We start from the raw sequence: 26,511 nt of genomic DNA, 5'->3' as shown, positions 1-26,511 counted from the left end.
TTTCGGTCATCGGTGCAGTCGTGCGATGGAGCAGGCGTCAAGATCCAGTTCGGACTTTTGGCCCGCCAGGGCGTCGGCCAGAAGCCTGGCGCTACCGCAACTCAGGGCCCAGCCATTGTCGCCATGCCCCAGGTTCAGCCAGATGCCGGGAATACCGCTGGCACCCAGCACCGGAAGTCCGTCGGGCATCATGGGCCGGCTGCCTTTCCATTCCTGCACACCTGCAGTCATGGAGGCGGCGCCTGGAAACCAGTCTTGCAGCACTTGATAGAGCGTGCGCAGCGCGGAGGTCCGCTTGTCATCCTGCCGGTAGCCCAATTCTGCCCCGCCAGCCACCCTCACGCGTTGACCCAGTCGGGCAATGGTGATTCGATGGCGCTCATCGCTGACGATGCTTCGCGGAGCATTCAGGGCTTCTCGCACATTGGCACTGACCGAGTAGCCCTGAATGCCCATCAGTGGAATCTTCAGGCCCAGTGGCTTGATCAGTGTTGAGGCGTCGGCGCCGGTGCACAGCACGATGGCATCGAAGGGTCGGGGCGGGCTTGTGCTTTGGGTGCTGAGTGAGGGGCGCGGGCCGGGAGCGATGTGGCTGACGGCGGTGTTGAATTCGAAGGTCACACCCAGGCGCACAGCTTCGCTCCTGATCATCAGTGCGAACTGGCGGCAGTTGTCCACCTCATCCTGCGGCAGGTGGATGGCGGCTTCAATGGGGCTGTCCGGGTTCAGGGCGGGCTCCAGCTTGCGGGCCTCGTCGGCGTTGAGCTCGCGAAAGCCCAGACCCGCTTCGCGCAGGCGGCTCAGGCGTTCTTGCAGGCTTTTGTGTTCCTGCGCGTTGCGCAGCAACAGCAGATGGCCTGTGCTGGAGTCAAATTCAAGTGCATGTCGTTGGCGCAGGTGATGCAGACGCGTCAGGCTGTGGGTGATCAGATGTTGCAGATGTTGGCCACTCTCCGTGCTTCGGCTGCCTCGGCTGGCGCGCAGCCATTGCCCGATCCAGCCCAGTTCGCGCAGGCCGAGTCTGGGGCCGAGTTGCATTGCTGAGTGGGCCGCGCCCCATTGGCGCAGCCATTTGCCTGCCATGCCGGGAGCTGCCCAGAGCAGCAACTGGGCCGGCGAGATGAGGCCGGCATTCGCAAAACTGCATTCCTCTGCAACTGCGCCGTGGCGCTCGAAAACGGTGACCTGGTGGCCGTCGGAGGCCAGTTCGTAGGCTGTCGTGACGCCGATGATTCCGGCGCCAATGATGGCAATGTTCATGCGCTTTGCTTGGGGCACCTGGTGAATTCTTGGTCGACCGGAGGTGCCAGTCTTTCGTTGGGCTTGGTGCTGTCGCGACGCGGACCTGCCAATGGGTGAGTAGGCCATCGGTCGGGACAGGCGGTTGGCCATGCTATAATTTTGGGGTTTTTGCTGGTGTCACGGCAAGACAAATCGCAAACCAGACCCATCAAGGTGTTGGCGTTTTCAAGGGTTTTCCCTGTAAGAAACGCCAAAGTCGGGCTGGATTTTAGACCCAACCTTCGGAGAATTTTCATGTCCGTTACTATGCGCGAAATGCTGGAAGCCGGTGTCCACTTCGGTCACCAAACCCGCTTCTGGAACCCCAAGATGGCCCCCTTCATCTTCGGCCATCGCAACAAGATCCACATCATCAACCTGGAAAAGTCGCTGCCGATGTTCCAGGAAGCTTCCAAGTTCGTGAAGCAACTGGCTGCCAACCGCGGCACCATCCTGTTTGTGGGCACCAAGCGTCAAGCCCGCGACATCGTGGCTGCTGAAGCCGAGCGCGCCGGCGTGCCTTTCGTGAACCAGCGTTGGCTGGGCGGTACGCTGACCAACTTCAAGACTGTGAAGACCTCGATCAAGCGTCTGAAGGATCTGAAGGCACAACAAGAAGCTGGCCTGGGTGGCCTGTCCAAGAAGGAACAGCTGACGTTCAGCCGCGAAATCGACAAGCTCGAAAAAGACATCGGCGGTATCCAGGACGTGACGGCCCTGCCGGACGCCATTTTCGTGATTGACGTCGGCTTCCACAAGATTGCCATCGCTGAAGCCAAGAAGCTGGGCATCCCGCTGATTGGTGTGGTTGACTCCAACCACTCGCCCGAAGGCATCGACTACGTGATCCCCGGCAACGATGACTCGGCCAAGGCCGTGGCTTTGTATGCCCGTGGCATTGCTGACGCCATCATCGCTGGCCGTGCAGAAGCCGGTAACGAAGTGGTCAAGGCTGTGGCTGCTGAAGGCGGCGACGAATTCGTGGAAGTCGAAGAATCGGCTGCCTGAGTTTGCCCCGCGCGAATTCCGAAGGGTCGCGAAGAAAGTGGGGCTTAGTTGCCCCCTTTTTTTTAGCCCATCAACAACGTTTTGACTTGAACTGAATACGGAGTAACAAAAAATGGCTGCAATTACCGCAAGCATGGTCGCTGAACTGCGTGGCAAGACCGACGCCCCCATGATGGAGTGCAAGAAGGCACTGACCGAGGCCGGTGGCGACATGGCCAAGGCGGAAGAGCTGCTGCGTGTCAAGTTGGGCACCAAGGCCGGCAAGGCTGCCTCGCGCGTGACCGCTGAAGGCGTGGTCGCCAGCTTCATCGAAGGCAACACCGGTGCGCTGATCGAAGTGAACTGCGAAACCGACTTCGTGACCAAGAACGACAGCTTCCTGGCTCTGGCCAAGGCTGCCGCTGAGCTGGTTGCCAAGCACAACCCCGCTGACATTGAAGCCCTGGGCGCTCTGGCCTATGAGCAAGACACCTACGGCCCCACCCTGGAAGACGTGCGCAAGGGCTTGATCGGCAAAATCGGCGAAAACATGTCTTTCCGCCGTTTCAAGCGTTTTGACAATGGCGCCCAACTGGCCGCCTACCTGCACGGCACCCGCATTGGTGTGGTGGTTGAGTTCAATGGTGACGAAGCTGCCGCCAAGGACGTCGCCATGCACGTGGCCGCCATGAAGCCCGTGGCCCTGACCAGCGCCGATGTGCCGAGCGATCTGATTGAAAAAGAGCGTGCTGTGGCCGCTGGCAAGGCTGCAGAAGATGCTGCCAAGGCCCAGGCCGAAGGCAAGCCGGTGCAGTCGCCTGAAATCGTGACCAAGCGCATCGAAGGTGGTGTGCAGAAGTTCCTGAAGGAAGTGTCCTTGTTCAACCAGGCCTTCGTGAAGAACGACAAGCAAACTGTCGAGCAGATGCTCAAGGCCGCCAGCACCGATGTGAAGGGCTTCACGCTGTTCATCGTTGGCGAAGGCATCGAAAAGAAGGTTGACGACTTCGCTGCTGAAGTGGCTGCGCAGGTCGCTGCTGCCAAGGCTGCAGCCTGATTCCGTCATCTCGCAATAACCCCCAACGTCACCCCATCGAACTCAGGAGAACCCTTTCATGACCAACGCCAAACCAGCCAACAAGCGGATCCTGCTGAAGCTGTCAGGCGAGGCCCTGATGGGGGACGATGCCTTTGGTATCAACCGAGCTACCATCGTCCGCATGGTGGAAGAGGTGGCCGAGGTCACCCGCCTGGGTGTCGAGGTGGCGGTGGTGATCGGGGGCGGCAACATCTTCCGGGGTGTTGCCGGAGGCTCCGTGGGGATGGATCGGGCCACGGCCGATTACATGGGCATGCTGGCCACGGTGATGAACGCACTGGCGCTGGCTGACACCATGGAAAAAGCGGGTTTGATCGCCCGTGTCATGTCCGCGATTGCCATCGAGCAGGTGGTCGAGCCCTATGTGCGTCCCAAGGCCTTGCAGTATCTCGAAGAGGGCAAGGTGGTGATCTTTGCCGCCGGCACGGGTAACCCTTTCTTCACGACGGACACTGCGGCTGCCTTGCGTGGTGCTGAAATCGGCGCCGAGCTGGTGCTCAAGGCCACCAAGGTGGATGGTGTGTACTCTGCGGATCCCAAGAAGGATCCCAACGCAACCCGTTACGCGAAAATTTCGTTTGATGAAGCGATGGCGCAGAACCTGGGCATCATGGATGCCACGGCGTTTGCTCTGTGCCGCGACCAGAAGTTGCCAGTGAAGGTGTTTTCCATCTTCAAGCCCGGTGCGCTCAAGCGCGTCGTGATGGGTGAGGACGAGGGGACTCTGGTTTACGCCTGAGCCCCGGCCCTTCAGCCCGAAGAGTTCCGGCAACAGTTGCCGGGATTCGTTCCAGGAGATTGACATGAGCATTGCCGACATCAAGAAGACAACCGAAACCAAGATGGATCAGTCCATCGCGGCCTTCAAGAACAACCTGACCAAGATCCGCACGGGTCGCGCCAACCCGGCTCTGCTGGATGCCGTGCAGGTGGATTACTACGGATCGCCGGTGCCGATCAGCCAGGTGGCCAACGTGTCGCTGCTGGACTCTCGCACCATCAGCGTTCAGCCCTGGGAAAAGGGCATGGGCGCCAAGATCGAAAAAGCCATCCGCGACAGCGACCTGGGCTTGAACCCCTCCAGCATGGGCGAACTGATCCGCGTGCCCATGCCCCCCATGAGCGAAGAGCGTCGCAAGGAACTGACCAAGGTCGTGCGCAACGAAGGTGAGGCCGCCAAGGTGGCCATTCGCAACCTGCGTCGCGATGCCAATGAGTCGGTGAAGAAGCTGGTCAAGGACAAGCTGGCCTCCGAAGACGATCAAAAGCGTGCAGAAGCCGACACCCAGAAGGTGACCGACAAGCACATTGCCGAGATCGACAAACTGGTGGCTTCCAAGGAACAGGACATCATGGCGGTTTGATGGCCGCCGGTTGTCGTGCTATCCAGGCCTGAGGGCCATTTCAGGGGCGGCTCTCCAGCAGGGCTGCCCCATTCGTTTTCTGGGGTATCGTGCCCTGTCTCTGAAGTATCTTGCTGTCCATGACCCAGATTCCCGCGAACCAGGCTGTTCCTCATCACGTCGCCATCGTCATGGATGGCAATGGGCGCTGGGCCACGCGCCGATTCCTCCCGCGGGTGGCTGGCCACAAGCAGGGGGTTGATTCCTTGCGGCGTTGTGTCAAGGCCTGCGCAGCGCGCGGTGTGAAGGTGCTGACCGTTTTTGCCTTTTCGTCCGAAAACTGGAATCGCCCGGCTGACGAGGTGTCCGGCTTGATGGATTTGTTGGCGATGGCCCTGGGCCGTGAGGTTCCTCAACTGAAGGCGGATGGTGTGCGTCTGCATTTTGTTGGCGAACGTCGAGGCCTCTCCGAAAAGGTGGCTGCAGGCTTGGCCCAAGCTGAGGCCGCGACAGCGCAGAACGATCGATTGATCCTCAATGTCTGTTTCAACTACGGTGGTCGATGGGACATTGCCCAGGCTGCAGCAGCGTTGGTCGCCCGAGGTGAGCCGATCACCGAACTGGCACTGGATCGGGCCATGGCCCTCTCCCATGTGCCCGACCCGGACTTGATGATCCGTACAGGGGGCGAACAACGCATCAGTAATTTCCTGTTGTGGCAATGCGCTTACTCCGAGCTGTTCTTCAGCGATCGCCTCTGGCCTGATTTCGACGAGGCTGCTCTGGATGAGGCGTTTTCAGCCTATGGTGCCCGTGAACGTCGCTTCGGCAAGACGTCTGAGCAGATGGCGCAGGCGACCTCGTCTGCATCCCCCAAGGTCTGAGAAAGGCGATTTCCATGCTCAAGCAGCGTGTCATCACCGCACTGATTCTGCTGGCTGTTTTGCTGCCCGCCTTGTTCTATGCGCAGCCGCAGCCTTTTTGTGCCTTGATGCTGTTGTTCATCGCTGCCGGCGGTTGGGAGTGGGGGCGCCTGAATGGTTTGTCGCAACCCATGTCCTGGGCCACTGCCGGGGTCTGTCTGCTCATTTGTGCGCTGGCCTGGTGGGCGGGGGCGCTGGATGTTTCACTGCGCAGCCTTTGGGTGGTAGCCGGGCCCGCGTGGGTGTTGGGCAGTGCTGCGTTGCTGCGTGGTGGAGTGGCGGGCTGGCCCCGTGTGCCCCTGCTGGTTCGCTGGGTGGCGGGCCTTTTGGCCTTGGTGACGGCCTGGCTGGCGGTGGCTCAGGCCAAGGGGGTGGGCGTCAATTTTCTGCTTTCGGTTCTGGTTCTGGTCTGGGTGGCCGACATCTTTGCCTATTTCGCCGGGCGTGCATTTGGATTGCGCTTCACGCGCCGCAAACTCGCCCCCAGCATCAGTCCTGGCAAGAGCTGGGAGGGCGTCTGGGGTGGGCTGGCTGGGGTCATCGTTCTGGCCTGGGTATGGCCGCTGGCTGATGCGTCATTGGGGGCCACGGTCCCCAGTTTTTACAGTCGTTTGATGGCGCCTGGCTGGCCCTTTGCCATGCTGGCTGTGGTGTTCATGGGTGCGATGAGCGTGGTGGGTGATCTGGTGGAGTCGCTCATCAAGCGCAGCGCGGGCGCCAAGGACAGCAGCGGCCTGCTGCCGGGCCACGGCGGCGTGCTTGACCGCATCGACGCCTTGTTGCCCACTTTGCCGCTCGCCATGATGCTGAGCACTCTGGTTTGAAGACATGACACAACGCATCACCATTCTGGGATCGACCGGTTCCATCGGTCAAAGCACATTGGACGTCATGGCGCGCCACCCCGAGCGCTATGAAGTATTCGCACTCACGGCGGCGACGCAGGTTGAGCTCATGCTCAAGCAATGTGCGAGCTATCGCCCCCGTTTTGCGGTGATGGCCAGCGAAGTCCATGGCCGACGTCTGGCGGATCGGGTCAAGGCTGAAGGTCTGCCTGTCGAGGTGTTGTGGGGTGCCGAGTCCATCGAGGCGGTGGCTGCCCACCCGCAGGTGAATGCTGTGATGGCGGCCATCGTCGGCGCGGCAGGTCTGGCGCCCTGTCTGGCGGCGGCGCGAGCCGGCAAACGCCTCATGCTGGCCAACAAGGAGGCCCTGGTCGTGGGGGCTGAGGTCTTTTTGCAGGCTGTGCGCGAGGGCGGGGCGGTGCTGCTGCCGATTGACAGCGAGCACTCGGCCATCTTCCAGTCTTTGCCCGACGATGCCTCCACCTGGGATCGGCGGGTGCGCAAGATCATCCTCACGGCTTCTGGTGGGCCCTTCCGCACCCGTGACCCGCGGACATTGTCCGAGGTGACGCCCGAGCAGGCTTGTGCCCATCCCAATTGGTCGATGGGGCGCAAGATCTCGGTCGACTCCGCCACCATGATGAACAAGGCCCTTGAGGTGATCGAGGCGCGCTATCTGTTCGGCCTGGCACCCAAGCGAATCGAGGTGGTGATCCACCCTCAGAGCATCGTGCATTCGATGGTTCAGTACCACGATACCTCTGTGGTGGCGCAGCTCGGCGTGCCCGACATGCGTGCGCCCATTGCCTACGGATTGGCATGGCCCGAACGAATTGACAGTGGCGCTGCGCACCTCGATTTCACGGCCTTGCCGGCCATGACGTTCGAGCCACCTGACCCGGCCCGCTTTCCAGGCCTGCAACTGGCCTGGGACGCCCTGGAGGGGCCTGCCGGCACCGCTGCCGTGCTCAACGCAGCCAATGAGGTGGCTGTTCAGGCCTTCCTGGACCGTCGCATCCGCTTTGATCAGATTCACCATGTGAATCTGGAAGCGTTGGCTGCGGTGTTGCCCCAGCAGCCGGCCACACTTGAAGAACTGCTGTTGCTGGATGCCCGTGCGCGTGAAGTCGCCGGGCAGGCCGCCCAGCGCATGCAGACCTGATGGCTGAGGAGTGCCCATGTTGATGACCGTGTTGGCTTTTCTTCTGGCCTTGGGCGTGCTGATTGCCGTTCATGAATATGGGCACTACCGAGTTGCCGTGGCCTGCGGCATCAAAGTGCTCCGCTTCTCCATCGGGTTTGGCAAGGTCCTGTTGCGATGGCAGCCCAAAGGCTCGCCGACTGAGTTTGTTCTGAGTGCATTTCCTTTGGGCGGCTATGTCCGCATGCTGGATGAGCGCGAGGCCCCGGTGGCTGCCGCGGAGCGGCACCTGGCATTCAATGCCCAACCTTTGTTCAAGCGTGCGGCGGTGGTGGCAGCGGGTCCGGTGGCCAATCTGCTGTTGGCCGTCCTGCTCTACACGGTGGTGAACTGGACGGGCGTTGAAGAGCCTGCGGCGATCCTGGCCAGCCCTGTGCAAGGGTCGATTGCGGCCCAGGCTGGTTTGCAGGGGGGTGAGACGGTGCGCCGCGCGGCCTTGGCCGGCGAAGAACTGGAGGCGGTGACTTCCTTTGAAGACCTGCGCTGGCTGTTGACGCAGGCTGCACTCAATGGCCGAGACGTTCAGCTCGAAGTGGCGATGGGAGAGCACGCCGGCACGCGTGACTACCTGTTGCCCCTGTCCCGGGTTCAGGTCAAAGAGGCTGACGCTCAGCTTTTTCGCCGCATTGGACTCATGGGGCCGTGGACCCGCCCTGAAGTGGGCGATGTGATGCCTGGCAGCCCTGCAGAGCGGGGTGGATTGCGCCGGGGTGATCTTGTCCACCAGATCGGCGCCACACCCATCGTCGATGGGCAGCAGTTGCGTGAATTGATCCGCTCTTCAGTGGTGCAGGGCGTGCCGCTGGCCCAGACCTGGCGCGTCGAGCAGGGCGGGGTGGTGCGTTCCCTCGAGATGAAGCCCGAGATGCAGCCAGACGGCCGCGACGGCCGGGTGGCCCGCGTGGGGGCCATGATTGGTGCGCCACCTGAATTCGTGACCGTGCGCCTTGGGCCCATCGATGGGCTTTGGCGAGGCGCTGTCAAGACCTGGGAGGTGTCGTCGCTGACCCTGCGCATGATGGGGCGGATGGTGATTGGCGAGGCCTCGATCCGCAACATCAGTGGCCCATTGACCATCGCGGACTACGCCGGCAAGTCAGCCAGCCTGGGGTTGAGTCAGTACTTGGTGTTTTTGGCCTTGATCAGTGTGAGCCTTGGCGTCTTGAACCTGCTTCCCCTGCCGGTCTTGGACGGTGGACACCTGATGTATTATCTTTGGGAGGCGGTGACCGGCAAGGCCGTGTCAGATGCCTGGATGGAGCGGCTGCAGCGGGGGGGGATCGCCCTGCTGATGGCCATGATGTCCGTCGCGTTCTTCAACGACGTCACCCGGCTCTTTGGTTAACCTTGTGGTCGCAGCGCTTGGCGCCGCGGCCCGCGCTCATTCATGAACAAACATCTCTCCCGTTTTTGCCTGCGCACTGTGGCTGCAGTGACGACCCTCCTGGTAGCCTCGCATGCCTGGGCCGTCGACCCCTTCACTGTGCGTGACATCCGCGTTGAGGGCCTCCAGCGGGTTGAGCCCGGAACCATCTTTGCGTCACTCCCTTTCCGGGTCGGTGAGACCTACAACGATGACAAGGGCTCGGCAGCCATCCGTGCGCTGTTTGCATTGGGTCTTTTCAAGGACGTGCGACTCGAAGCCAATGGCGACGTGCTCGTGGTGGTCGTTGAAGAGCGCCCCACAGTGGCCGAAGTCGATTTCGTCGGTACCAAAGAGTTCGACAAAGACACTCTGAAAAAAGCCATGCGCGACGTGGGCCTGGCAGAGGGGCGACCCTTTGACAAAGCGTTGGCCGACCGGGCTGAACAGGAACTCAAACGCCAATACATCAGCCGCAGTCTTTACGGCGCCGAAGTGGTGACCACCGTCACGCCCATTGAGCGCAACCGGGTCAATCTGACCTTCTCGGTGGTCGAGGGTGAACCCGCCAAAATCAAGGACATCCAGGTGGTGGGTAACAAGGCCTTCAGCGAATCGACGCTGCGCGGCCTGTTTGACCTGGACACCGGCGGCTGGCTGAGCTGGTACACCAAGTCGGATCGCTATGCCCGTGCCAAGCTCAATGCCGATCTGGAATCCCTGCGCTCCTATTACCTGGCACGTGGTTATCTTGAATTCCGCATTGACTCGACCCAGGTCGCGATCTCGCCTGACAAGAAAGACATTTCCATCACCATCAACGTGACTGAGGGTGAGCGCTTTGTCGTGTCTGGTGTCAAGCTGGAGGGCGATTTCCTGGGCAAAGAAGACGAATTCAAGTCTTTGGTTTCGATCAAGGTGGGTGAGCCCTACAACGCCGATGACGTTGCTCACACCAGCAAGGCCTTCTCTGATTATTTTGGCAATTTTGGCTTTGCCTTTGCTCGGGTGGAGGTTCGCCCCGACATTGATCGCAGCACCAATCGCGTTTCTTTTGTGCTGGCAGCGGAACCGTCTCGCCGCGCTTACGTCCGCCGCATCCACGTGACAGGCAATGGCCGCACGCGTGATGAAGTGGTTCGCCGTGAGTTCCGCCAGTTTGAAGCTTCGTGGTACGACGGGGACCGCATCAAGCTGTCGCGTGACCGGGTGGATCGTCTGGGTTTCTTCAAGGACGTCAACATCGAAACCCAGGAGGTGCCAGGCTCGCCAGACCAGGTTGATCTGGTCATCAATGTGACGGAGAAGCCGGCAGGCAGCATTCAGTTGGGTGCCGGGTTTTCGAGTGCCGAGCGCGTTTCGCTCTCGTTCAGCATCCGCAATGAAAACGTGTTTGGCTCGGGCAATTACCTCGGCTTCGAGATCAACACCAGCAAGTACAACCGCGTCATTTCGGTGAATGCGACCGACCCGTACTTCACGGTCGATGGCATCTCCCGCACCATCGATCTCTACCACCGCGCGCTGCGGCCCTACGCAGATCAGGGGGGTAACTACCGCTTGCTGACCACGGGCGCTGGTCTGCGTTTCGGTATCCCGTTCAGCGAGACCGATCGCGTGTTTGTGGGCATGAATGCTGAGCAAACCACCATCCAGGCGGGTACCAACATTCCAGCCGCATATCTGACCTACGCGGAAACCTACGGCTACACCAGCTGGGCTGCCCCTCTCACGCTCGGCTGGTCCCGGGATGATCGGGACAGCGCCCTGGCACCCAACAGTGGGCGCTATCAGCGCTTCAATTCAGAACTGGGCATGATCGGGGACGCGCGATACACCCGCAACAACTACCAGTATCAGCAGTACGTGCCCATCACCAAGAAGTTCACGTTTGCTTTCAACGGCGAAATCGGTCTGGGCAAGGGGTTGGGTGGACGCCCATTCCCGGTGTTCAAGAACTTCTACGGCGGTGGTCTGGGTTCTGTCCGGGGCTTTGATCAAGGTACCTTGGGCCCGCACGACGTCACAGGCGCCATCGTGGGCGGTGCCAAGAAGGTGGTTCTCAACGCCGAAGTCACGGCGCCGTTCCCGGGTGCCGGCAATGACCGCACACTTCGTGTCTTCGGCTTCACGGACGTTGGCAACATTTTTGGTGAAAATGAAAAAATCACCTCCAGCCAACTCCGCACTTCGGTGGGTATTGGCTTGAGTTGGGTATCTCCCATGGGGCCTCTGCGTTTTGCCATTGCCAATCCGGTACGCAAGTTCCCTGGCGATAGAATCCAGAGATTGCAATTCCAGATCGGAACGTCTTTCTAATGAAATCCATTTCTCGTCAATGGGCCCTGGCCGCAGTGCTGGGTGCCTCCGCGTTCGCTGCTGCTCCGGTCATGGCCGAAGACTTCCGTGCCGGTTTCGTCAACACCGACCGCATCTTCCGCGAAGCAAACATGGCCAAGTCTGCCCAGGCCAAGCTCGAAGCTGAATTTGCCAAGCGCGAAAAAGAATTGGTCGATCAGCGCAACGCGTTGAAGACCGCCTCGGACAAGTTCGAGCGTGAGGCACCGACCCTGTCTGAAACGCAGCGCACCAGCCGCCAGAAGCAGCTGGTCGATCAAGACCGCGATTTCCAGCGCAAGAGCCGTGAATTCCAGGAAGACCTGAACACCCGCAAAAACGAAGAACTGCAGCAGGTCATCGATCGCGCCAACAAGGTGGTCAAGCAAGTCGCCGAAACTGAAAAGTACGACGTGATTCTGCAAGAAGCCATCTACATCAATCCCAAGCACGACATCACTGACAAGGTGATCAAGGCTTTGAATGCTGCCAGCGCAGCCTCGGGCAGCACGGGCAAGTGAGCCGGGTGACAGGCATGGTCCTGCATCTGGGGCAGATTGTTGAGGCACTCGGCGGCGAACTCATCGGAGACCCGTCGCTGGGCATTGCTCGCATCTCCCCGCTGGAGTCGGCTGAGACCGACGCCATCAGTTTTCTTAGCCATCCCAAATACCAGCAGCAGTTATCGCTGACAAAGGCTGGCTGCGTGATCGTGGCGCCCGCTTTCCGTGCTGCGGCCAGTGAGCGGGGTGCTTGCATCGTCACTGATCAGCCCTACCTGTACTTTGCTCGACTGACCCGCTTTTGGAAGCAGGCTACGCGCCCTGCAGGTGCTACCCGTATCCATCCCAGTGCGGTGATCGATCCCGAGGCGGAGGTGCATCCCAGCGCCCGCATTGGCGCCCTGTGCGTGATCGAGCGAGGGGCTCGCGTCGGTGCGGACACTTTGCTCTACTCCCGCGTCACGGTGGGTGAGGGGTGTTCAGTCGGTGATCGCTGCATTCTTCACCCGGGTGTGGTCATTGGTGCCGATGGCTTCGGCTTTGCACCGGTGGATGGGGTTTGGGAAAAGATCGAACAACTGGGGGCGGTGCGCATCGGCAACGATGTGGAGATCGGCGCCAACACCTGCATTGACCGCGGCGCGCTGGACGATACGGTGCTGGCGGACGGCGTGAAGCTGGACAACCTGATCCAGATCGGCCACAACGTCCGCATTGGTGCGCACTCAGCGCTGGCCGGTTGTGTGGGGGTGGCGGGCAGTGCCACCATCGGGGCGCATTGCACGGTGGGTGGTGGTGCCGTGGTGCTGGGGCACCTGACGTTGGCAGACCATGTTCACATTTCGGCCGCCTCGGTGGTGACCCGTTCCTTGCTCAAGCCTGGCCAGTACACTGGCGTGTTCCCTCTGGACGACAACCGTCAGTGGGAGAAGAATGCGGCCACGCTCAAGCAACTTCACGGCCTTCGCGAGCGCATCAAAGCGCTTGAGTCGTCAAAACAAGAATCGAATTCATAAAGTACCCCATGTTGGACATTCATCAAATCCTCAAGCAACTGCCCCACCGTTATCCCATCCTGCTGGTAGATCGTGTGCTGTCGGTTGAAAAGGGCAAGACCATCAAGGCCTTGAAGAACGTGTCGATCAATGAGCCCTACTTCATGGGCCATTTCCCTCATCGCCCTGTGATGCCGGGTGTGCTGATGCTGGAAGCCATGGCTCAGGCGGCAGCTTTGCTGGCTTTTGACACCCTGGGTGTCACGCCTGACGACAAGACGGTGTATTACTTCGCCGGCATTGATGGTGCGCGTTTCAAACGCCCTGTCGAGCCGGGTGATCAACTGATCATGGACGTCTCGCTGGAGCGCATGAAGGCCGGCATCTTCAAGTTCAAGGGCATCACCCGCGTGGGCGAAGAAGTGGCCTGCGAAGCCGAACTCATGTGCACCATGCGCACCATTGCCTGATCAATCCCAGGAGCACGCCATGGCCCAAATCCATTCCACCGCCATCGTGGACCCCGCAGCCGAGCTCGACAGCACGGTCTCGGTGGGGCCTTACACCATCATCGGGCCGGACGTGATCATTGGTGCGGGCACCACGATCGGTGCTCACTGCGTGATCGAGGGCAACACCACGATCGGTTGCGATAACCGCATCTTCCAGTTCAACTCACTGGGTGCGATTCCGCAGGACAAAAAATACGACAACGAGCCTTGCGAGCTGTTCATCGGCGATCGCAATACGATTCGTGAGTTTTGCACCTTCAACATCGGATCACCTGGTGGCGGAGGGGTGACACGCGTCGGCAATGACAATTGGATCATGGCTTACGTCCACTTGGCTCACGATTGCATGGTGGGTAACAACACCATTTTTGCCAACAATTCGCAGCTGGCAGGTCATGTGGAAGTCGGTGACTGGGCGATTCTGGGCGGCTTCACCGTGGCGCACCAGTTTGTGCGCATTGGTGCGCATTGCATGACGGCCATGTGCTCGCTGTTGTTTGCTGACCTACCGCCATTTGTCATGGCTCAGGGGCAGCCGGCCCAGGCCCGTTCGATGAATTTCGAAGGTTTGCGCCGCAGGGGCTTCTCGTCCGAACGCATTGCTGCCGTGCGGAGCATTCATAAGCTTTTGTACCGCAACAATCTGGCGCTGGATGTGGCCTGCACCGAGATTTCGCGTTTGACCGAAAGCCATCCTGAAGCTGCGGCAGACGTGCAGATGATGCTCGAATTCCTTGAGCAGACGCCGCCCAGCCGCGGCATCGTGCGCTGACCCCGAAGTGACCATGGATCCGCGTTTCGCCATGGTGACCGGCGAGGCGTCCGGTGACTTGTTGGCCGCCTTGCTGCTGGATGGGTTGAAGGCCCGTTGGCCTGCCTTGACTGCGCGGGGCATCGGTGGGCCGGCGATGGCTCAGCGAGGCTTCGAGGCCTGGTGGCCTCAGGCGCGTCTGGCCGTTCGGGGCTATGTCGAGGTGCTGCCGCACCTGCGTGAGCTGCTGGCCATGCGCCGTGCCCTTGGCGACCGCCTGCTGGCCGACCGCCCTGATGTGTTCGTGGGGGTAGATGCCCCTGATTTCAATTTCGATCTGGAAATCCGCTTGCGCGAGGCCGGGATCCCCACGGTGCATTTCGTCAGTCCCTCATTTTGGGCCTGGCGTGCCAAGAAGGTCGAAAAGTTGCGCCGCGCAGCCGATCACGTGCTGTGCGTTTTCCCTTTCGAGCCAGAGCTCCTGGCCGCCCATGGTGTTGCGGCCACCTATGTTGGGCATCCGATTGCGAACATGATTCCGCTGGAGCCTGATCGCGCGGCAGCGCGGCGCCAAATCGGCCTGCCGCAGGATGGGCGCATCGTGGCCTTGCTGCCGGGCAGCCGGCGTTCCGAGGTGCACTACCTGGTGGATCGTTTCATGGCGGCTGCCGGTCTGTTGCGGGCACGTTACCCCGATCTTCGCTTTGTGCTTCCCACCTTGCCAGCCTTGCGAGCCGAGGTGGAGGCTGCGGCGCGGCGTGCGGGCCTGACCGAGGGGATGCTGACCATTCTGGAGGGGCAATCCCACGCTGCGCTGGCGGCCTGTGATGTGACCCTGATTGCCAGTGGTACGGCGACGCTGGAGGCCGCCCTGTTCAAGCGCCCGATGGTGATTGCCTACAACATGCCTTGGTTGAGCTGGCAGATCATGAAGGGTAAAAAGCTGCAGCCCTGGGTGGGCCTACCCAATATCCTGGCTCGAGACTTCGTGGTGCCCGAGTTGCTGCAGGAGGCGGCCACGCCTTCGGCGCTGGCAGCGGCAGTGGGTGATTGGCTGGACAGCCCAGCCAGGGTCGCAGACCTTCAGGCTCATTTTCTTCAACTCCACCAAACCCTTCAACGCGACACCGCTCGCCTGGCCACCGATGCGATCGAGAAGCTTCTTGCACGCTGAACAATCCACGCTGCTCTGGGACCCCCCTGGTTTGCAGGCGGGAGTCGATGAGGCTGGGCGTGGCCCACTGGCGGGGCCCGTGGTGGCTGCAGCCGTCATCCTGGATGAGCTGCGGCCGATCCAGGGGCTGGCCGACTCCAAGAAGCTCACCGCGGCGCGGCGGGAGAAGCTGTTTGATGAAATCAGGGCCAAGGCCTTGTGTTGCTCGATCGCAGAAGCCTCGGTGGAGGAGATCGACAGGCTCAACATCTTGCAGGCCACCTTGCTGGCGATGCGCCGGGCTGTGGAGGGCTTGCGACTCAAGCCTGTCAAGGTGCTGGTGGATGGCAATCAACTGCCTCGTCTCGATGTGCTGGCTGAGGCCGTGGTCAAGGGCGATGCCTTGATTCCATCCATTTCGGCGGCCTCCATCTTGGCCAAGGTGCACCGTGATCGGTGGTGCCAGCAATACCATCAGCAGTATCCGCTTTACGGCTTTGACTCGCACAAGGGGTATGGCACCGCCGCGCACCTGGCGGCCTTGCGTGAGCAGGGGCCCTGTCCTCAGCACAGGCACACGTTCGCGCCAGTGCGTGAGGCGCAAGCCTTGGCGGGTGCGCGACAATGCTGTCTGTGACTCAGAACGCCAACTTCACCCCGATCACTTCGCGTGACAATCCGCAACTCAAGGAGTTGCGTCGCCTCACCCAGGACAGCACGGCCTACCGCAAACAGGGGCGGGTCTGGCTGGAGGGTGATCATCTGGCCCGCGCGGCTTTGCAGCGGGGCCTGCGCCCGGCACTGGGTGTCTACGCTGAATCCTTCTGGAGCCGCGAAGGGGCGGACTGGGCGTCTCACGCTCCGCGAAATCTGGTGCTGCCCGATGCCCTGTTCAAAGACCTTAGTGGCCTTGAATCGCCCGCCCCAATGGCCTTTGTGATGGCCTTGCCGGTGCCGTCAGCCGTCAACGGTGCGGTGCCGACCGTGGTGTTGGATCGGGTACAGGATGCGGGCAATGTCGGCTCCATCCTGCGCAGCGCCGCTGCGTTCGGCTTCAAGCAGGTGCTGGCTGTCAAGGGTACGGCGGCTTTGTGGTCGCCCAAGGTTCTGCGAGCGGGCATGGGGGCGCACTTCGCCCTGGACCTGATTGAGGGCCTGGCGCTGGAGCAGGTGCTTGAGCTCAAGGTGCCCTTGATTGTCACCAGCTCACACCAGGGGGCGCTGATCCAGGATCAATCCTTGCCCTGGCCTTGTGCCTGGGCCATGGGCCACGAAGGGCAGGGCGTTTGCGAGGCGCTGATGGCGCGCGCCGAATGGGCCGTGCGCATCGGGCAACCGGGGGGTGAAGAGTCCTTGAATGTGGCAGCTGCTGCGGCCATTTGCCTGCATGCCAGTGCGCTGGCTGCCTTGAAGAGTTGATGGGCGGCCAGTTTGGCTGTTTGGTTTGAGGTGCGGTTTCGAAAAAATACCTACCTCAAAATGGGTCTCGGTTGTCAACTTCGCGTCAGTTGTGCCGCCGATCAGCTATAATGAGAGGCTTTCACGCAACACCCACGCCTAGCGCATTCCAGCCATTCCCTCCAAAAGCACATCCACAGAGGCAACTCGTCGGAATCCGCTTGGGCGTACCCGTAACCAACCCGGAGAACCCAGTGCTTTTGTCTCAACAGGGAAGCTTCCCGCCCGCCATCCTGGCGCTCGCAGACGGCACGGTCTTTATTGGCAACTCGATCGGAGCCCCCGGCTCCACGGTCGGTGAAGTGGTGTTCAACACCGCCATCACCGGCTACCAGGAAATCCTCACCGACCCCAGCTACTGCCAGCAGATCGTGACGCTCACGTATCCGCACATTGGCAACTATGGGGTCAATGAGGAAGACGTCGAAGCTGAGAAAGTCCACGCCGCTGGCCTGATCATCAAAGACTTGCCTTTGCTGGCATCCAATTTCCGCATGTCCATGACGCTGTCGGCCTACCTGCAGCGCGAAGGCACGGTGGCGATCGCCAACATCGACACCCGCAAGCTGACCCGCCTGTTGCGCAGCAAGGGGGCTCAGAACGGTGCGATTGTCGGCTTGGCAGCTGGTCAGGAAGTGACCCAGTCGCTGATCGATCAGGCGGTGGCCGCCGCCCAGGGGGCCCCAAGCATGGCCGGTTTGGATCTGGCCCGTGTGGTGACCGTGCCCGCAGCCTACGATTGGACCCAGACCGAGTGGAAGCTGGGCGCGGGCTACGGTGTGCAGTCTGAGCCCAAGTTCCATGTCGTGGCCTACGACTTCGGTGTCAAGAAAAACATCTTGCGCATGTTGGCTGAACGCGGCTGCAAGGTCACGGTGGTGCCGGCGCAGACGCCTGCAGCCGAAGTGCTCAAGCATCAGCCCGATGGCATCTTCCTGTCCAATGGCCCCGGCGATCCGGAGCCCTGCGACTACGCCATTGCTGCGGCCCGTGAGTTGATCGAAACCGGCATTCCGACCTTTGGCATCTGCCTGGGGCATCAGATCATGGCCTTGGCCTCGGGCGCCAAGACCTTCAAGATGAAGTTCGGTCACCACGGCGCCAACCACCCGGTGAAAGACCTCGACACCGGTCGCGTCAGCATCACCAGCCAGAATCACGGTTTTGCCGTCGACGAAAAGACGCTCCCGGCCAACCTGCGTGCCACGCACATCAGCCTGTTCGACAACACGCTGCAAGGTTTGACCCGCACCGACAAGCCGGCCTTCTGCTTCCAGGGTCACCCTGAAGCGTCGCCCGGCCCGCATGACATCTCGTACCTCTTTGACCGCTTCACGGCACTGATGGAGCAACACAAAAATGCCTAAGCGTTCAGACCTCAAAAGCATCCTGATCATTGGCGCCGGCCCGATCATCATCGGCCAGGCCTGTGAGTTCGACTACTCTGGCGTGCAGGCCTGCAAGGCCCTGCGCGAAGAGGGCTACAAGGTCATCCTGATCAACAGCAACCCTGCCACGATCATGACCGACCCGGCCACCGCCGACGTCACCTACATCGAGCCCATCACCTGGCAGACGGTCGAAAAGATCATCGCCAAGGAGCGCCCTGACGCGATCCTGCCGACCATGGGGGGGCAGACCGCTCTGAATTGCGCCCTGGACCTGTGGCACAACGGTGTGCTCGACAAGTACAAGGTGGAGCTCATCGGCGCCACGCCCGAGGCCATCGACAAGGCTGAGGACCGCCTGAAGTTCAAGGACGCAATGACCAAGATCGGTCTGGGTTCGGCCCGTTCAGGCATTGCCCACAGCATGGACGAAGCCTGGGCGGTGCAGAAGTCCGTGGGCTTCCCCACCGTGATCCGCCCCAGCTTCACGCTGGGGGGCACGGGTGGCGGCATTGCCTACAACGCTGAAGAGTTCGAAATCATTTGCAAGCGCGGTCTGGAAGCCTCTCCGACCAATGAGTTGCTGATCGAAGAATCGTTGTTGGGCTGGAAAGAGTACGAGATGGAAGTGGTCCGTGACAAGGCGGACAACTGCATCATCGTGTGCTCGATCGAGAACCTGGACCCCATGGGCGTCCACACCGGTGACTCGATCACTGTGGCACCCGCCCAGACGCTGACCGACAAGGAATACCAGATCATGCGCAACGCCTCGCTGGCGGTGCTGCGTGAAATCGGTGTGGATACCGGCGGCTCCAACGTTCAGTTCTCGGTCAACCCCAAAGATGGCCGCATGATCGTGATCGAGATGAACCCGCGGGTGTCTCGTTCCTCGGCGCTGGCCTCCAAGGCCACGGGCTTCCCGATTGCCAAGGTGGCGGCCAAGCTGGCTGTCGGCTACACCCTCGATGAGCTGCGCAACGAAATCACGGGTGGCGCCACGCCGGCCAGCTTCGAGCCCAGCATCGACTATGTGGTCACCAAGATTCCCCGTTTTGCCTTCGAGAAGTTCCCCACGGCCGACAGCCGCCTGACCACCCAGATGAAGTCGGTGGGCGAGGTGATGGCCATGGGTCGTACCTTCCAGGAATCGTTCCAAAAGGCCCTGCGCGGCCTGGAGGTCGGCGTGGACGGCATGAACGAAAAGACGCAAGACCGCGAAGTGCTCGAAAAAGAGTTGGGTGAGCCCGGCCCCGAGCGCATCTGGTATGTGGGCGATGCCTTTGCCATGGGTTTGAGCGTGGACGAAGTGTTTGATCTGACCAAGATCGACCGCTGGTTCCTGGTGCAGATCGAAGAGATCGTCAAGATCGAACTCGAACTGGACAAGCTGGCTGCCGAGAAGGGCGATGCCGCTCTGGCCTCGATCGATGCCGGCACCTTGCGCAGCCTGAAGAAAAAGGGTTTTTCGGACCGCCGTCTGGCCAAGCTCCTCAAGGTGCCTGAAAAGGCGATCCGCGACACCCGCAAGGCCCTGAACGTGCGCCCGGTCTACAAGCGCGTGGACACATGTGCCGCCGAATTTGCCACCGACACGGCCTACCTGTACTCGTCCTATGAAGACGAGTGCGAAGCCGAGCCCACGAACAAGAAGAAGATCATGGTGCTGGGCGGTGGCCCGAACCGCATCGGTCAGGGCATCGAGTTCGACTACTGCTGCGTTCATGCGGCCCTTGCCATGCGCGAGGACGGCTATGAAACCATCATGGTCAACTGCAACCCTGAGACCGTCTCGACCGACTACGACACCTCCGACCGCCTGTACTTCGAGCCCCTGACGCTGGAAGACGTGCTGGAGATCGTCGACAAGGAAAAGCCGGCCGGCGTGATCGTTCAGTACGGTGGCCAGACCCCTCTGAAGCTGGCCCTGGGCCTGGAGTCTGAGGGCGTGCCCATCATCGGCACCAGCCCTGACATGATCGACGCGGCCGAAGACCGCGAACGTTTCCAGAAGCTGCTGCAAGAGCTGGGTCTGCGTCAGCCCCCGAACGCCACCGCGCGCACCGAAGCCGAAGCCCTCGACAAGGCGGCCGCCCTGGGTTACCCCCTGGTGGTGCGCCCGAGCTACGTGCTGGGTGGCCGTGCGATGGAAATCGTGCACGAGCAGCGCGACCTGGAGCGCTACATGCGCGAAGCCGTCAAGGTCAGCAACGATTCGCCCGTGCTGCTGGACCGCTTCTTGAACGACGCCATCGAATGCGATGTCGACTGCCTGCGCGACCCTGAAGGCAAGACCTTCATCGGTGGCGTGATGGAGCACATCGAACAGGCTGGCGTGCACAGCGGTGACTCCGCCTGCTCGCTGCCGCCCTACAGCCTGAGCGCAGAGACGGTGGCTGAGATCAAGCGTCAGACCCGCGCCATGGCGGCCTCGCTGAACGTGGTGGGTTTGATGAACGTGCAGTTCGCCATCCAGCACATCGACGGCAAGGACGTGATCTATGTGCTCGAAGTGAACCCGCGTGCCTCACGCACCGTGCCCTTCGTGTCCAAGGCCACCGGCATTCAGCTGGCCAAGGTGGCTGCTCGTTGCATGGCCGGTCAGACCCTGGCCTCCCAAGGCGTCACCGAAGAGGTCACACCGCCGTATTTCAGCGTCAAGGAAGCGGTGTTCCCCTTCGTCAAGTTCCCGGGTGTGGACACCATCCTCGGGCCGGAGATGAAATCCACCGGCGAGGTCATGGGCGTGGGCAAGACCTTCGGCGAAGCCTTCGTCAAGAGCCAGCTGGGTGCCGGCACCAAGCTGCCGCGCGCGGGCAAGGCTTTCCTGACCGTGAAGAACAACGACAAGGCGCGCGCCGTCGAAGTGGCCCGTCAACTGGTGGCGCAAGGCTTCGAGCTGGTGGCCACCAAGGGCACCGCGGCGGCCATCACCGCCGCAGGCGTGGCCTGCGTGACGGTGAACAAGGTCACCGAAGGCCGTCCTCACATCGTCGACATGATCAAGAACAACGAGATTGCCCTGGTCATCAACACGGTTGAAGAGCGTCGCAACGCCATCGCTGATTCGCGTCAGATCCGCACCAGCTCCTTGCTGGCCCGTGTCACCACCTTCACCACCATTGCGGGTGCCGAGGCGGCTGTCGAGGGCATGAAGTACATGGACAACCTGGACGTGTACTCGGTGCAAGAGTTGCATGCGCAATTGACGGCTGCCTGAGTTCACCGCCCTAATCGCGGCATAATCCACCGCTGAAATGAAACCGCCGCGCGGCAACGTGCGGCGGTTTGCTTTTGTGCCCTGCCAGCCTGCCGTGTCAGCAAGGCAGACTTCGAAGAAAAAATGACGGAGTAACCCCATGGCTACCATCCCCATCACCAAGCGTGGCGCTGAAAAGCTCAAGGAAGAGCTGCATCGCCTCAAGACTGTCGACCGCCCCTGGGTCATCAACGCCATCGCCGAGGCGCGCGCCCAGGGCGACTTGAGCGAAAACGCCGAGTACGAAGCTGCCAAAGACCGTCAAGGCTTTATCGAAGGCCGGATTCAGGAAGTCGAAGGCAAGCTGTCGGCGGCGCAGATCATCGATCCGTCGGCCCTCGATGCAGGCGGCCGTGTGGTGTTCGGCTCCACCGTTGAGCTGGAAGACGAGGCCACCGGTGACGCCGTGAAGTACCAGATCGTGGGTGAGGACGAGGCCGATCTCAAGCAAGGCCTGATCAATGTCTCCAGCCCGATCGCTCGTGCCTTGATCGGCAAGGAAGAAGGCGATGTGGCCGAGGTGCAGGCCCCGGGCGGCATCAAGCGCTACGAAGTGGTGGCGGTGCATTACCTGTGACCAGCACCTGGCGTCAGCGACTCCGGGCGCGCCTGCCGATTCTGGTGGCAGGCCTGTGGTGGGGCAGCCTGAGTGCCGTCGGCTTCATGGTGGTGCCCTTGCTGTTTGCCAAGTTGGGCACCCCTGCGGTAGCCGGGGGCATGGCCGCCCATCTGTTCACGGCTCAAACCTGGGTTGGGACGGTCTGTGGCTTGTTGTTGCTGATGTTCTTGCGTCCATCAGCCGATCAAGATGCCTCGGCCCCGGTCTGGCCGACGACGTGGCTGGGCTTTGTGCTGGCAGCCATGCTGTGTGCCTTGCTGTCTGAGTTTGGCGTGGCGCCACACATCGTGGCCCGAGACAATCTCAAGCTGTGGCATTCATTGGGCAGTGGCCTGTATTTGTTGCAGTGGGTATGGGTCGGACTGCTGTTGTGGCGCCTCAGTGGCGTCGCGGGTGAGTCGCACCGGCAAGCCGCCTGAAGGGGTGGCTTGCAGGGCTTTTACTCGTGCCAGTGATCGGCCACCCAGGTGGCGGGCTGGATGTGACGGAAGCGGCGGTTGCGTCGGCCTGCCAGGGCATCCGGGGGGTTGCATTCACCGTGAAAGATCACCACACGCGCGCCCTGGGGCACAAAAGGGGCTTTCCAGTAGTTGCTGGGCCAGGCGGGGATGCAGTGGTACTTGAAGCTGGGACACCAATCGGCAGGCCAATAGGCCAGCTTGCCCTGTCGATGCAGAAAATCCGACAGATAGGCCTGCTCGTTGCGGAACTGTTGGCGAATCTGATCGAAATGGTCTCTGAAGTACGCCAATACGTCCGGATGAGCCCCCAGTTGAAAGCGGTACACCGACGAGTTGCCTGTGATGCGCCAAGGGCGTTTGTAGTCATGGATGATCAGGAACTCGCCAGGCTGGGTGAAAAACGCATCCAGCGAGCCCGTGATGACCACGTCCACATCGAGGAAGAGGGCGGTGCCGTTCAAGCCGTGCAGGTCGGCACTGAACGTGGCCAGCTTGGTCCAGCCCCGTTCGGGAATGCCGGCTGGCAGGTTCAGGGCAGGAATGGGCAGGCACTGGACCTCGGGTCGTATGCCGGTGGCATCGTCTGTCAGGCAGACAAAATTGAAGGGGCCGCTGAGGTGGCGGCGCACCATGGCGTAAAGCCGGTTGACGTATTCGGGGCCGTATTTCGTGCCCCATTTCATGCAGATGACGTGGCGATCACCGTTGTAGGTGATCGCCGTGTCGGGTACCGGGCTCATGCGTTCAGTCGGCCTGGCGTTTCTTGATCGACTTCTGCTTGGGCTTGGCGCGCTTGACCACACCACCCGCCGTCAGGCGCTGGTTGCCGAGCACGCGAAGCGTCTTGACCTCAGGCTTGTGGCCTGCGCGCTTGCTGTACTTCAGCACCTTGACGTCGCGCGGACCTGGCATGCGGTCTTCGTCCTCGGGGCGTTGCTTTTCGGCTTGCGGGCGCCACAGCACCAGCAGCTTGCCGATGTGCTGCACCGGGGCGGCACCCAGGTCATTGGCCAGGGTCTGGTAAATCTGTTCGCGGTTGGCTCGGTCGTCCGAGAACACCCGGACCTTGATCAGGCCGTGGGCATTCAGGGCGGCGTCCACTTCTTTCTGGACGGCAGGGGTGAGACCATCGCTCCCGATGAGCACGACGGGATCGAGGTGGTGGGCGTTGGCCCGTTGTTCCCGGCGCTCGGCGGGTGTAAGTTGAATTTGGGGCATGGCCGTATTATCGGGCTTGGCCGCCCCTAGAACCAGGGTGACCTGGCGGCCAGGCCGCCGGCAAGGAAACATGAAGATCAAAACGAAGAGCAAAAAGGTCAACAAGGCATGGTTGAACGACCATGTCAACGACCCCTACGTGAAGCAGGCTGCACGCGACGGCTATCGGGCCCGTGCGGCCTACAAACTCAAGGAAATCGATGAAGCACTGGGCTTGATCAAGCCAGGCCACCTGGTGGTGGATCTGGGTTCCACGCCGGGGGCCTGGAGCCAGTACGTGCGACGCAAGCTGTCGCCGGCGGGTGCCGCCGTGGGCGAGCTCAATGGCGCCATCATTGCGCTCGACCTGCTGCCCATGGATCCGATCGAAGGGGTCATTTTCATTCAGGGTGACTTCCGTGAAGCCGAGGTGCTGGCGCAACTCGAATCTGTGGTGCAGGGGCGACCGATCGATGTGGTGGTGTCCGACATGGCACCCAACCTGTCGGGTGTCGAGAACGTCGATGCCGCCAGAATTGCCCATCTGATCGAGCTGGCGATCGACTTCGCACAGAACCACCTGAAGCCTGAGGGCGCGTTGGTCACCAAGGTATTCCATGGCAGCGGCTACACCCAACTGGTGCAATTGTTCAAAGAGACCTTCAAGGTGGTCAAGCCGCTCAAGCCCAAGTCCTCGCGCGACAAATCGTCGGAGACCTTTCTGATCGGCATGGGGCTGAAGAACCCGGGCAAACCGTGAGTCAGATCAAGAAAATCAGGGCTTCCTGCGTCAAAACCCTTGTTTGCCCTATGGCTGCAATCGAGAAATCAGATCCCCTGACGACTTGAAAGGCCTAAAATGGGCCCCACGTTTCCCTCGTTGACTTACGCTTCTGGAGCCCCGCTTGAATAATCAGTGGTTTTCGAAAATTGCCGTCTGGCTCGTGATTGCCATGGTGCTGTTCACTGTTTTCAAGCAGTTCGACTCGCGTGGTGGTTCGGGTGCGGGCTATGTCGGGTACTCCGATTTCCTCGAGGAAGTGCGTGGCAATCGCATCAAGAGCGCCACCATCCAAGAAGGCCAGGGTGGTACTGAGATCGTGGCCGTCACCACCGACGACCGCAAACTGCGCACCACCGCCACCTACCTCGATCGCGGTCTGGTGGGTGACCTCATCAACAACAACGTCAAGTTCGACGTCAAGCCGCGCGAAGAGGGCTCCCTGCTCATGACCCTGCTGGTCAGTTGGGGCCCCATGCTGTTGCTGATCGGCGTGTGGGTTTATTTCATGCGTCAGATGCAAGGTGGTGGCAAGGGCGGCGCTTTCAGCTTCGGCAAGAGCAAGGCTCGCATGCTCGACGAGAACAACAACCAGGTCACCTTTGCCGATGTGGCCGGTTGCGATGAAGCCAAGGAAGAAGTCAAAGAGGTGGTCGACTTCTTGAAGGACCCGCAGAAGTTCCAGAAGCTGGGTGGGCGCATTCCCCGTGGCCTCCTGCTGGTGGGCCCTCCGGGTACCGGCAAGACCTTGCTGGCCAAGTCGATTGCTGGCGAAGCCAAGGTGCCTTTCTTCAGCATTTCGGGCTCTGATTTCGTGGAAATGTTCGTTGGCGTGGGCGCAGCCCGCGTGCGCGACATGTTCGAGAACGCCAAGAAGAACGCGCCCTGCATCATCTTCATCGATGAAATCGATGCGGTCGGACGCCAGCGCGGCGCCGGGCTGGGCGGCGGTAACGACGAGCGCGAACAGACCCTCAACCAGATGCTGGTCGAGATGGATGGTTTTGAGACCAACCTCGGCGTGATCGTGGTGGCTGCCACCAACCGCCCTGACATCCTGGACGCGGCCTTGTTGCGTCCGGGCCGTTTCGACCGTCAGGTCTACGTCACCCTGCCCGACATCCGCGGCCGTGAACAGATCCTCAATGTGCACATGCGCAAGGTGCCCATTGGTCAGGACGTGAACCCCGGCATCATTGCCCGTGGCACGCCCGGCATGAGCGGTGCCGACCTGGCCAACCTGTGCAACGAAGCTGCCCTGATGGCTGCCCGCCGCAATGCGCGCACTGTTGAAATGCAAGACTTTGAAAAGGCCAAGGACAAGATCCTCATGGGCCCCGAGCGCAAGAGCATGGTCATGCCCGAGGAAGAGCGCCGCAACACGGCCTACCACGAGTCGGGCCACGCCTTGATCGGCAAGCTGTTGCCCAAGTGCGATCCGGTGCACAAGGTCACCATCATCCCGCGCGGCCGTGCGCTGGGCGTGACCATGAGCCTGCCGGCGCAAGACCGCTACAGCTACGACCGCGACTACATGCTCAACCAGATCAGCATGTTGTTCGGTGGCCGGATTGCCGAAGAAGTGTTCATGAACCAGATGACCACCGGCGCTTCCAATGACTTTGAGCGTGCCACTCAGATTGCCCGCGACATGGTGATGCGCTACGGCATGACCGAATCGCTGGGCCCGATGGTCTATGCCGAGAACGAAGGCGAAGTGTTCCTGGGCCGCTCGGTGACCAAGACCACCAACATGAGCGAGCAGACCATGCAAAAGGTCGACTCTGAAGTGCGTCGCATCATCGACCAGCAGTACGCGCTTGCGCGCAGCCTGATCGAAGAGCACAGCGACAAGATGCACGCCATGGCCAAGGCCTTGCTGGAGTGGGAGACCATCGACGGCGAGCAACTTGACGACATCATGGCTGGCAAGGCCCCCCGTCCTCCCAAGGACTGGACGCCCCGCACCCCCACCGGTGGTGATGGCGGTGGCGGTGGTACCCCAGCTGTCAACACCGAGGCGGCTCCGGCAGCACCGACGGCCGCCTGAGTCTC

General features: G+C 61.2%; 25 protein-coding genes. 22 read left to right on the top strand and 3 right to left on the bottom strand.

Features of this window, described 5'->3' with window-relative positions; translation table 11 throughout:
* Window positions 1-6: 6 nt before the first annotated feature.
* On the bottom strand, window positions 7-1,260 hold the full coding sequence (locus tag AC07VS_RS07360; RefSeq protein ID WP_494750588.1) for an FAD-dependent oxidoreductase: 1,254 nt from the start codon (window positions 1,258-1,260) through the stop codon (window positions 7-9).
* Between the two features lie 276 nt (window positions 1,261-1,536).
* Between AC07VS_RS07360 and rpsB the strand changes: the two genes are divergently transcribed.
* The 20 genes from rpsB to AC07VS_RS07260 all read left to right on the top strand — a co-directional run bounded on the left by rpsB (window position 1,537) and on the right by AC07VS_RS07260 (window position 22,436).
* Window positions 1,537-2,289 (top strand): 30S ribosomal protein S2, encoded by a 753-nt coding sequence (gene rpsB / locus AC07VS_RS07355; RefSeq protein WP_492346316.1) that lies wholly within the window; start codon window positions 1,537-1,539, stop codon window positions 2,287-2,289.
* A 112-nt stretch (window positions 2,290-2,401) separates the two neighbouring features.
* Window positions 2,402-3,325: a translation elongation factor Ts gene (gene tsf, locus AC07VS_RS07350; protein WP_492346317.1), complete on the top strand. Its 924-nt coding sequence runs from the start codon at window positions 2,402-2,404 to the stop codon at window positions 3,323-3,325.
* 58 nt (window positions 3,326-3,383) lie between these two features.
* Window positions 3,384-4,106: a UMP kinase gene (pyrH, locus tag AC07VS_RS07345; RefSeq protein WP_492346318.1), complete on the top strand. Its 723-nt coding sequence runs from the start codon at window positions 3,384-3,386 to the stop codon at window positions 4,104-4,106.
* 64 nt (window positions 4,107-4,170) lie between these two features.
* Entirely contained in the window at window positions 4,171-4,731 is a 561-nt protein-coding gene (frr, locus tag AC07VS_RS07340; protein WP_019573212.1) for a ribosome recycling factor, read from the top strand.
* A 119-nt stretch (window positions 4,732-4,850) separates the two neighbouring features.
* Window positions 4,851-5,594 carry a polyprenyl diphosphate synthase gene (gene uppS / locus AC07VS_RS07335; protein WP_494657494.1) on the top strand — a complete coding sequence of 248 codons (744 nt, stop codon included), beginning with the start codon at window positions 4,851-4,853 and terminating at the stop codon, window positions 5,592-5,594.
* A gap of 14 nt (window positions 5,595-5,608) precedes the next feature.
* Window positions 5,609-6,457 (top strand): phosphatidate cytidylyltransferase, encoded by an 849-nt coding sequence (locus tag AC07VS_RS07330; protein ID WP_494750587.1) that lies wholly within the window; start codon window positions 5,609-5,611, stop codon window positions 6,455-6,457.
* A 4-nt stretch (window positions 6,458-6,461) separates the two neighbouring features.
* Window positions 6,462-7,640: a 1-deoxy-D-xylulose-5-phosphate reductoisomerase gene (gene ispC / locus AC07VS_RS07325; RefSeq protein WP_492346321.1), complete on the top strand. Its 1,179-nt coding sequence runs from the start codon at window positions 6,462-6,464 to the stop codon at window positions 7,638-7,640.
* 16 nt (window positions 7,641-7,656) lie between these two features.
* Window positions 7,657-9,024: an RIP metalloprotease RseP gene (gene rseP, locus AC07VS_RS07320; protein WP_492346322.1), complete on the top strand. Its 1,368-nt coding sequence runs from the start codon at window positions 7,657-7,659 to the stop codon at window positions 9,022-9,024.
* Between the two features lie 42 nt (window positions 9,025-9,066).
* Window positions 9,067-11,361, top strand: a complete 2,295-nt coding sequence (gene bamA, locus AC07VS_RS07315) for an outer membrane protein assembly factor BamA (RefSeq protein ID WP_492346323.1) — start codon at window positions 9,067-9,069, stop codon at window positions 11,359-11,361.
* Complete coding sequence (locus tag AC07VS_RS07310) at window positions 11,361-11,900, top strand: OmpH/Skp family outer membrane protein (RefSeq protein ID WP_027478711.1); 540 nt, start codon at window positions 11,361-11,363, stop codon at window positions 11,898-11,900. The genes bamA and AC07VS_RS07310 overlap by 1 nt, the downstream gene beginning before the upstream one ends.
* Before the next feature lie 14 nt (window positions 11,901-11,914).
* Window positions 11,915-12,898 carry a UDP-3-O-(3-hydroxymyristoyl)glucosamine N-acyltransferase gene (gene lpxD / locus AC07VS_RS07305; RefSeq protein WP_494750586.1) on the top strand — a complete coding sequence of 328 codons (984 nt, stop codon included), beginning with the start codon at window positions 11,915-11,917 and terminating at the stop codon, window positions 12,896-12,898.
* Window positions 12,899-12,906: 8 nt separating this feature from the next.
* Window positions 12,907-13,347, top strand: a complete 441-nt coding sequence (gene fabZ, locus AC07VS_RS07300; RefSeq protein ID WP_492346325.1) for a 3-hydroxyacyl-ACP dehydratase FabZ — start codon at window positions 12,907-12,909, stop codon at window positions 13,345-13,347.
* Window positions 13,348-13,366: 19 nt separating this feature from the next.
* Window positions 13,367-14,161, top strand: coding sequence for an acyl-ACP--UDP-N-acetylglucosamine O-acyltransferase (gene lpxA, locus AC07VS_RS07295; protein WP_492346326.1), 795 nt, complete (start codon window positions 13,367-13,369; stop codon window positions 14,159-14,161).
* Window positions 14,162-14,192: 31 nt separating this feature from the next.
* On the top strand, window positions 14,193-15,314 hold the full coding sequence (lpxB, locus tag AC07VS_RS07290; protein WP_492346663.1) for a lipid-A-disaccharide synthase: 1,122 nt from the start codon (window positions 14,193-14,195) through the stop codon (window positions 15,312-15,314).
* Window positions 15,286-15,930, top strand: a complete 645-nt coding sequence (gene rnhB / locus AC07VS_RS07285; protein ID WP_492346327.1) for a ribonuclease HII — start codon at window positions 15,286-15,288, stop codon at window positions 15,928-15,930. Before lpxB ends, rnhB begins: the two co-directional genes overlap by 29 nt.
* Window positions 15,918-16,712, top strand: coding sequence for a TrmH family RNA methyltransferase (locus tag AC07VS_RS07280; protein ID WP_492346328.1), 795 nt, complete (start codon window positions 15,918-15,920; stop codon window positions 16,710-16,712). The genes rnhB and AC07VS_RS07280 overlap by 13 nt, the downstream gene beginning before the upstream one ends.
* 233 nt (window positions 16,713-16,945) lie before the next feature.
* On the top strand, window positions 16,946-18,118 hold the full coding sequence (gene carA / locus AC07VS_RS07275) for a glutamine-hydrolyzing carbamoyl-phosphate synthase small subunit (RefSeq protein ID WP_494750585.1): 1,173 nt from the start codon (window positions 16,946-16,948) through the stop codon (window positions 18,116-18,118).
* The gene (carB, locus tag AC07VS_RS07270; protein ID WP_494750584.1) at window positions 18,111-21,359 is read left to right on the top strand and encodes a carbamoyl-phosphate synthase large subunit; all 3,249 of its coding nucleotides are present in this window, start codon (window positions 18,111-18,113) and stop codon (window positions 21,357-21,359) included. Before carA ends, carB begins: the two co-directional genes overlap by 8 nt.
* A 139-nt stretch (window positions 21,360-21,498) precedes the next feature.
* Window positions 21,499-21,975: a transcription elongation factor GreA gene (gene greA / locus AC07VS_RS07265; protein ID WP_492346331.1), complete on the top strand. Its 477-nt coding sequence runs from the start codon at window positions 21,499-21,501 to the stop codon at window positions 21,973-21,975.
* Window positions 21,972-22,436, top strand: a complete 465-nt coding sequence (locus tag AC07VS_RS07260) for a DUF4149 domain-containing protein (protein WP_494750583.1) — start codon at window positions 21,972-21,974, stop codon at window positions 22,434-22,436. The genes greA and AC07VS_RS07260 overlap by 4 nt, the downstream gene beginning before the upstream one ends.
* Before the next feature lie 20 nt (window positions 22,437-22,456).
* Here the strand turns inward: AC07VS_RS07260 and AC07VS_RS07255 are convergent, their stop codons facing one another.
* Together AC07VS_RS07255 and AC07VS_RS07250 are read right to left on the bottom strand one after the other, a co-directional pair.
* Window positions 22,457-23,218, bottom strand: a complete 762-nt coding sequence (locus AC07VS_RS07255; RefSeq protein WP_492346333.1) for a glycosyltransferase — start codon at window positions 23,216-23,218, stop codon at window positions 22,457-22,459.
* A gap of 4 nt (window positions 23,219-23,222) precedes the next feature.
* On the bottom strand, window positions 23,223-23,696 hold the full coding sequence (locus AC07VS_RS07250) for a YhbY family RNA-binding protein (RefSeq protein ID WP_492346334.1): 474 nt from the start codon (window positions 23,694-23,696) through the stop codon (window positions 23,223-23,225).
* Between the two features lie 70 nt (window positions 23,697-23,766).
* Between AC07VS_RS07250 and AC07VS_RS07245 the strand changes: the two genes are divergently transcribed.
* On the top strand, window positions 23,767-24,435 hold the full coding sequence (locus AC07VS_RS07245; protein ID WP_492346335.1) for an RlmE family RNA methyltransferase: 669 nt from the start codon (window positions 23,767-23,769) through the stop codon (window positions 24,433-24,435).
* Window positions 24,436-24,580: 145 nt separating this feature from the next.
* Window positions 24,581-26,506, top strand: a complete 1,926-nt coding sequence (gene ftsH, locus AC07VS_RS07240; protein ID WP_492346336.1) for an ATP-dependent zinc metalloprotease FtsH — start codon at window positions 24,581-24,583, stop codon at window positions 26,504-26,506.
* Window positions 26,507-26,511: the final 5 nt, after the last annotated feature.

It is taken from the genome of Curvibacter sp. GW821-FHT01G03, from assembly GCF_059422285.1.
This window is presented reverse-complemented; position numbering and strand designations above follow the sequence as displayed.

Excerpts from the sequence above, each read along its gene's own strand:
- AC07VS_RS07360 (WP_494750588.1), bottom strand. The coding sequence starts at position 1,260 with ATGAACATTGCCATCATTGGCGCCGGAATCATCGGCGTCACGACAGCC.
- rpsB (WP_492346316.1), top strand. The coding sequence starts at position 1,537 with ATGTCCGTTACTATGCGCGAAATGCTGGAAGCCGGTGTCCACTTCGGT.
- tsf (WP_492346317.1), top strand. The coding sequence starts at position 2,402 with ATGGCTGCAATTACCGCAAGCATGGTCGCTGAACTGCGTGGCAAGACC.
- pyrH (WP_492346318.1), top strand. The coding sequence starts at position 3,384 with ATGACCAACGCCAAACCAGCCAACAAGCGGATCCTGCTGAAGCTGTCA.
- frr (WP_019573212.1), top strand. The coding sequence starts at position 4,171 with ATGAGCATTGCCGACATCAAGAAGACAACCGAAACCAAGATGGATCAG.
- uppS (WP_494657494.1), top strand. The coding sequence starts at position 4,851 with ATGACCCAGATTCCCGCGAACCAGGCTGTTCCTCATCACGTCGCCATC.
- AC07VS_RS07330 (WP_494750587.1), top strand. The coding sequence starts at position 5,609 with ATGCTCAAGCAGCGTGTCATCACCGCACTGATTCTGCTGGCTGTTTTG.
- ispC (WP_492346321.1), top strand. The coding sequence starts at position 6,462 with ATGACACAACGCATCACCATTCTGGGATCGACCGGTTCCATCGGTCAA.
- rseP (WP_492346322.1), top strand. The coding sequence starts at position 7,657 with ATGTTGATGACCGTGTTGGCTTTTCTTCTGGCCTTGGGCGTGCTGATT.
- bamA (WP_492346323.1), top strand. The coding sequence starts at position 9,067 with ATGAACAAACATCTCTCCCGTTTTTGCCTGCGCACTGTGGCTGCAGTG.
- AC07VS_RS07310 (WP_027478711.1), top strand. The coding sequence starts at position 11,361 with ATGAAATCCATTTCTCGTCAATGGGCCCTGGCCGCAGTGCTGGGTGCC.
- lpxD (WP_494750586.1), top strand. The coding sequence starts at position 11,915 with ATGGTCCTGCATCTGGGGCAGATTGTTGAGGCACTCGGCGGCGAACTC.
- fabZ (WP_492346325.1), top strand. The coding sequence starts at position 12,907 with ATGTTGGACATTCATCAAATCCTCAAGCAACTGCCCCACCGTTATCCC.
- lpxA (WP_492346326.1), top strand. The coding sequence starts at position 13,367 with ATGGCCCAAATCCATTCCACCGCCATCGTGGACCCCGCAGCCGAGCTC.
- lpxB (WP_492346663.1), top strand. The coding sequence starts at position 14,193 with ATGGTGACCGGCGAGGCGTCCGGTGACTTGTTGGCCGCCTTGCTGCTG.
- rnhB (WP_492346327.1), top strand. The coding sequence starts at position 15,286 with ATGCGATCGAGAAGCTTCTTGCACGCTGAACAATCCACGCTGCTCTGG.
- AC07VS_RS07280 (WP_492346328.1), top strand. The coding sequence starts at position 15,918 with ATGCTGTCTGTGACTCAGAACGCCAACTTCACCCCGATCACTTCGCGT.
- carB (WP_494750584.1), top strand. The coding sequence starts at position 18,111 with ATGCCTAAGCGTTCAGACCTCAAAAGCATCCTGATCATTGGCGCCGGC.
- greA (WP_492346331.1), top strand. The coding sequence starts at position 21,499 with ATGGCTACCATCCCCATCACCAAGCGTGGCGCTGAAAAGCTCAAGGAA.
- AC07VS_RS07255 (WP_492346333.1), bottom strand. The coding sequence starts at position 23,218 with ATGAGCCCGGTACCCGACACGGCGATCACCTACAACGGTGATCGCCAC.
- AC07VS_RS07250 (WP_492346334.1), bottom strand. The coding sequence starts at position 23,696 with ATGCCCCAAATTCAACTTACACCCGCCGAGCGCCGGGAACAACGGGCC.
- AC07VS_RS07245 (WP_492346335.1), top strand. The coding sequence starts at position 23,767 with ATGAAGATCAAAACGAAGAGCAAAAAGGTCAACAAGGCATGGTTGAAC.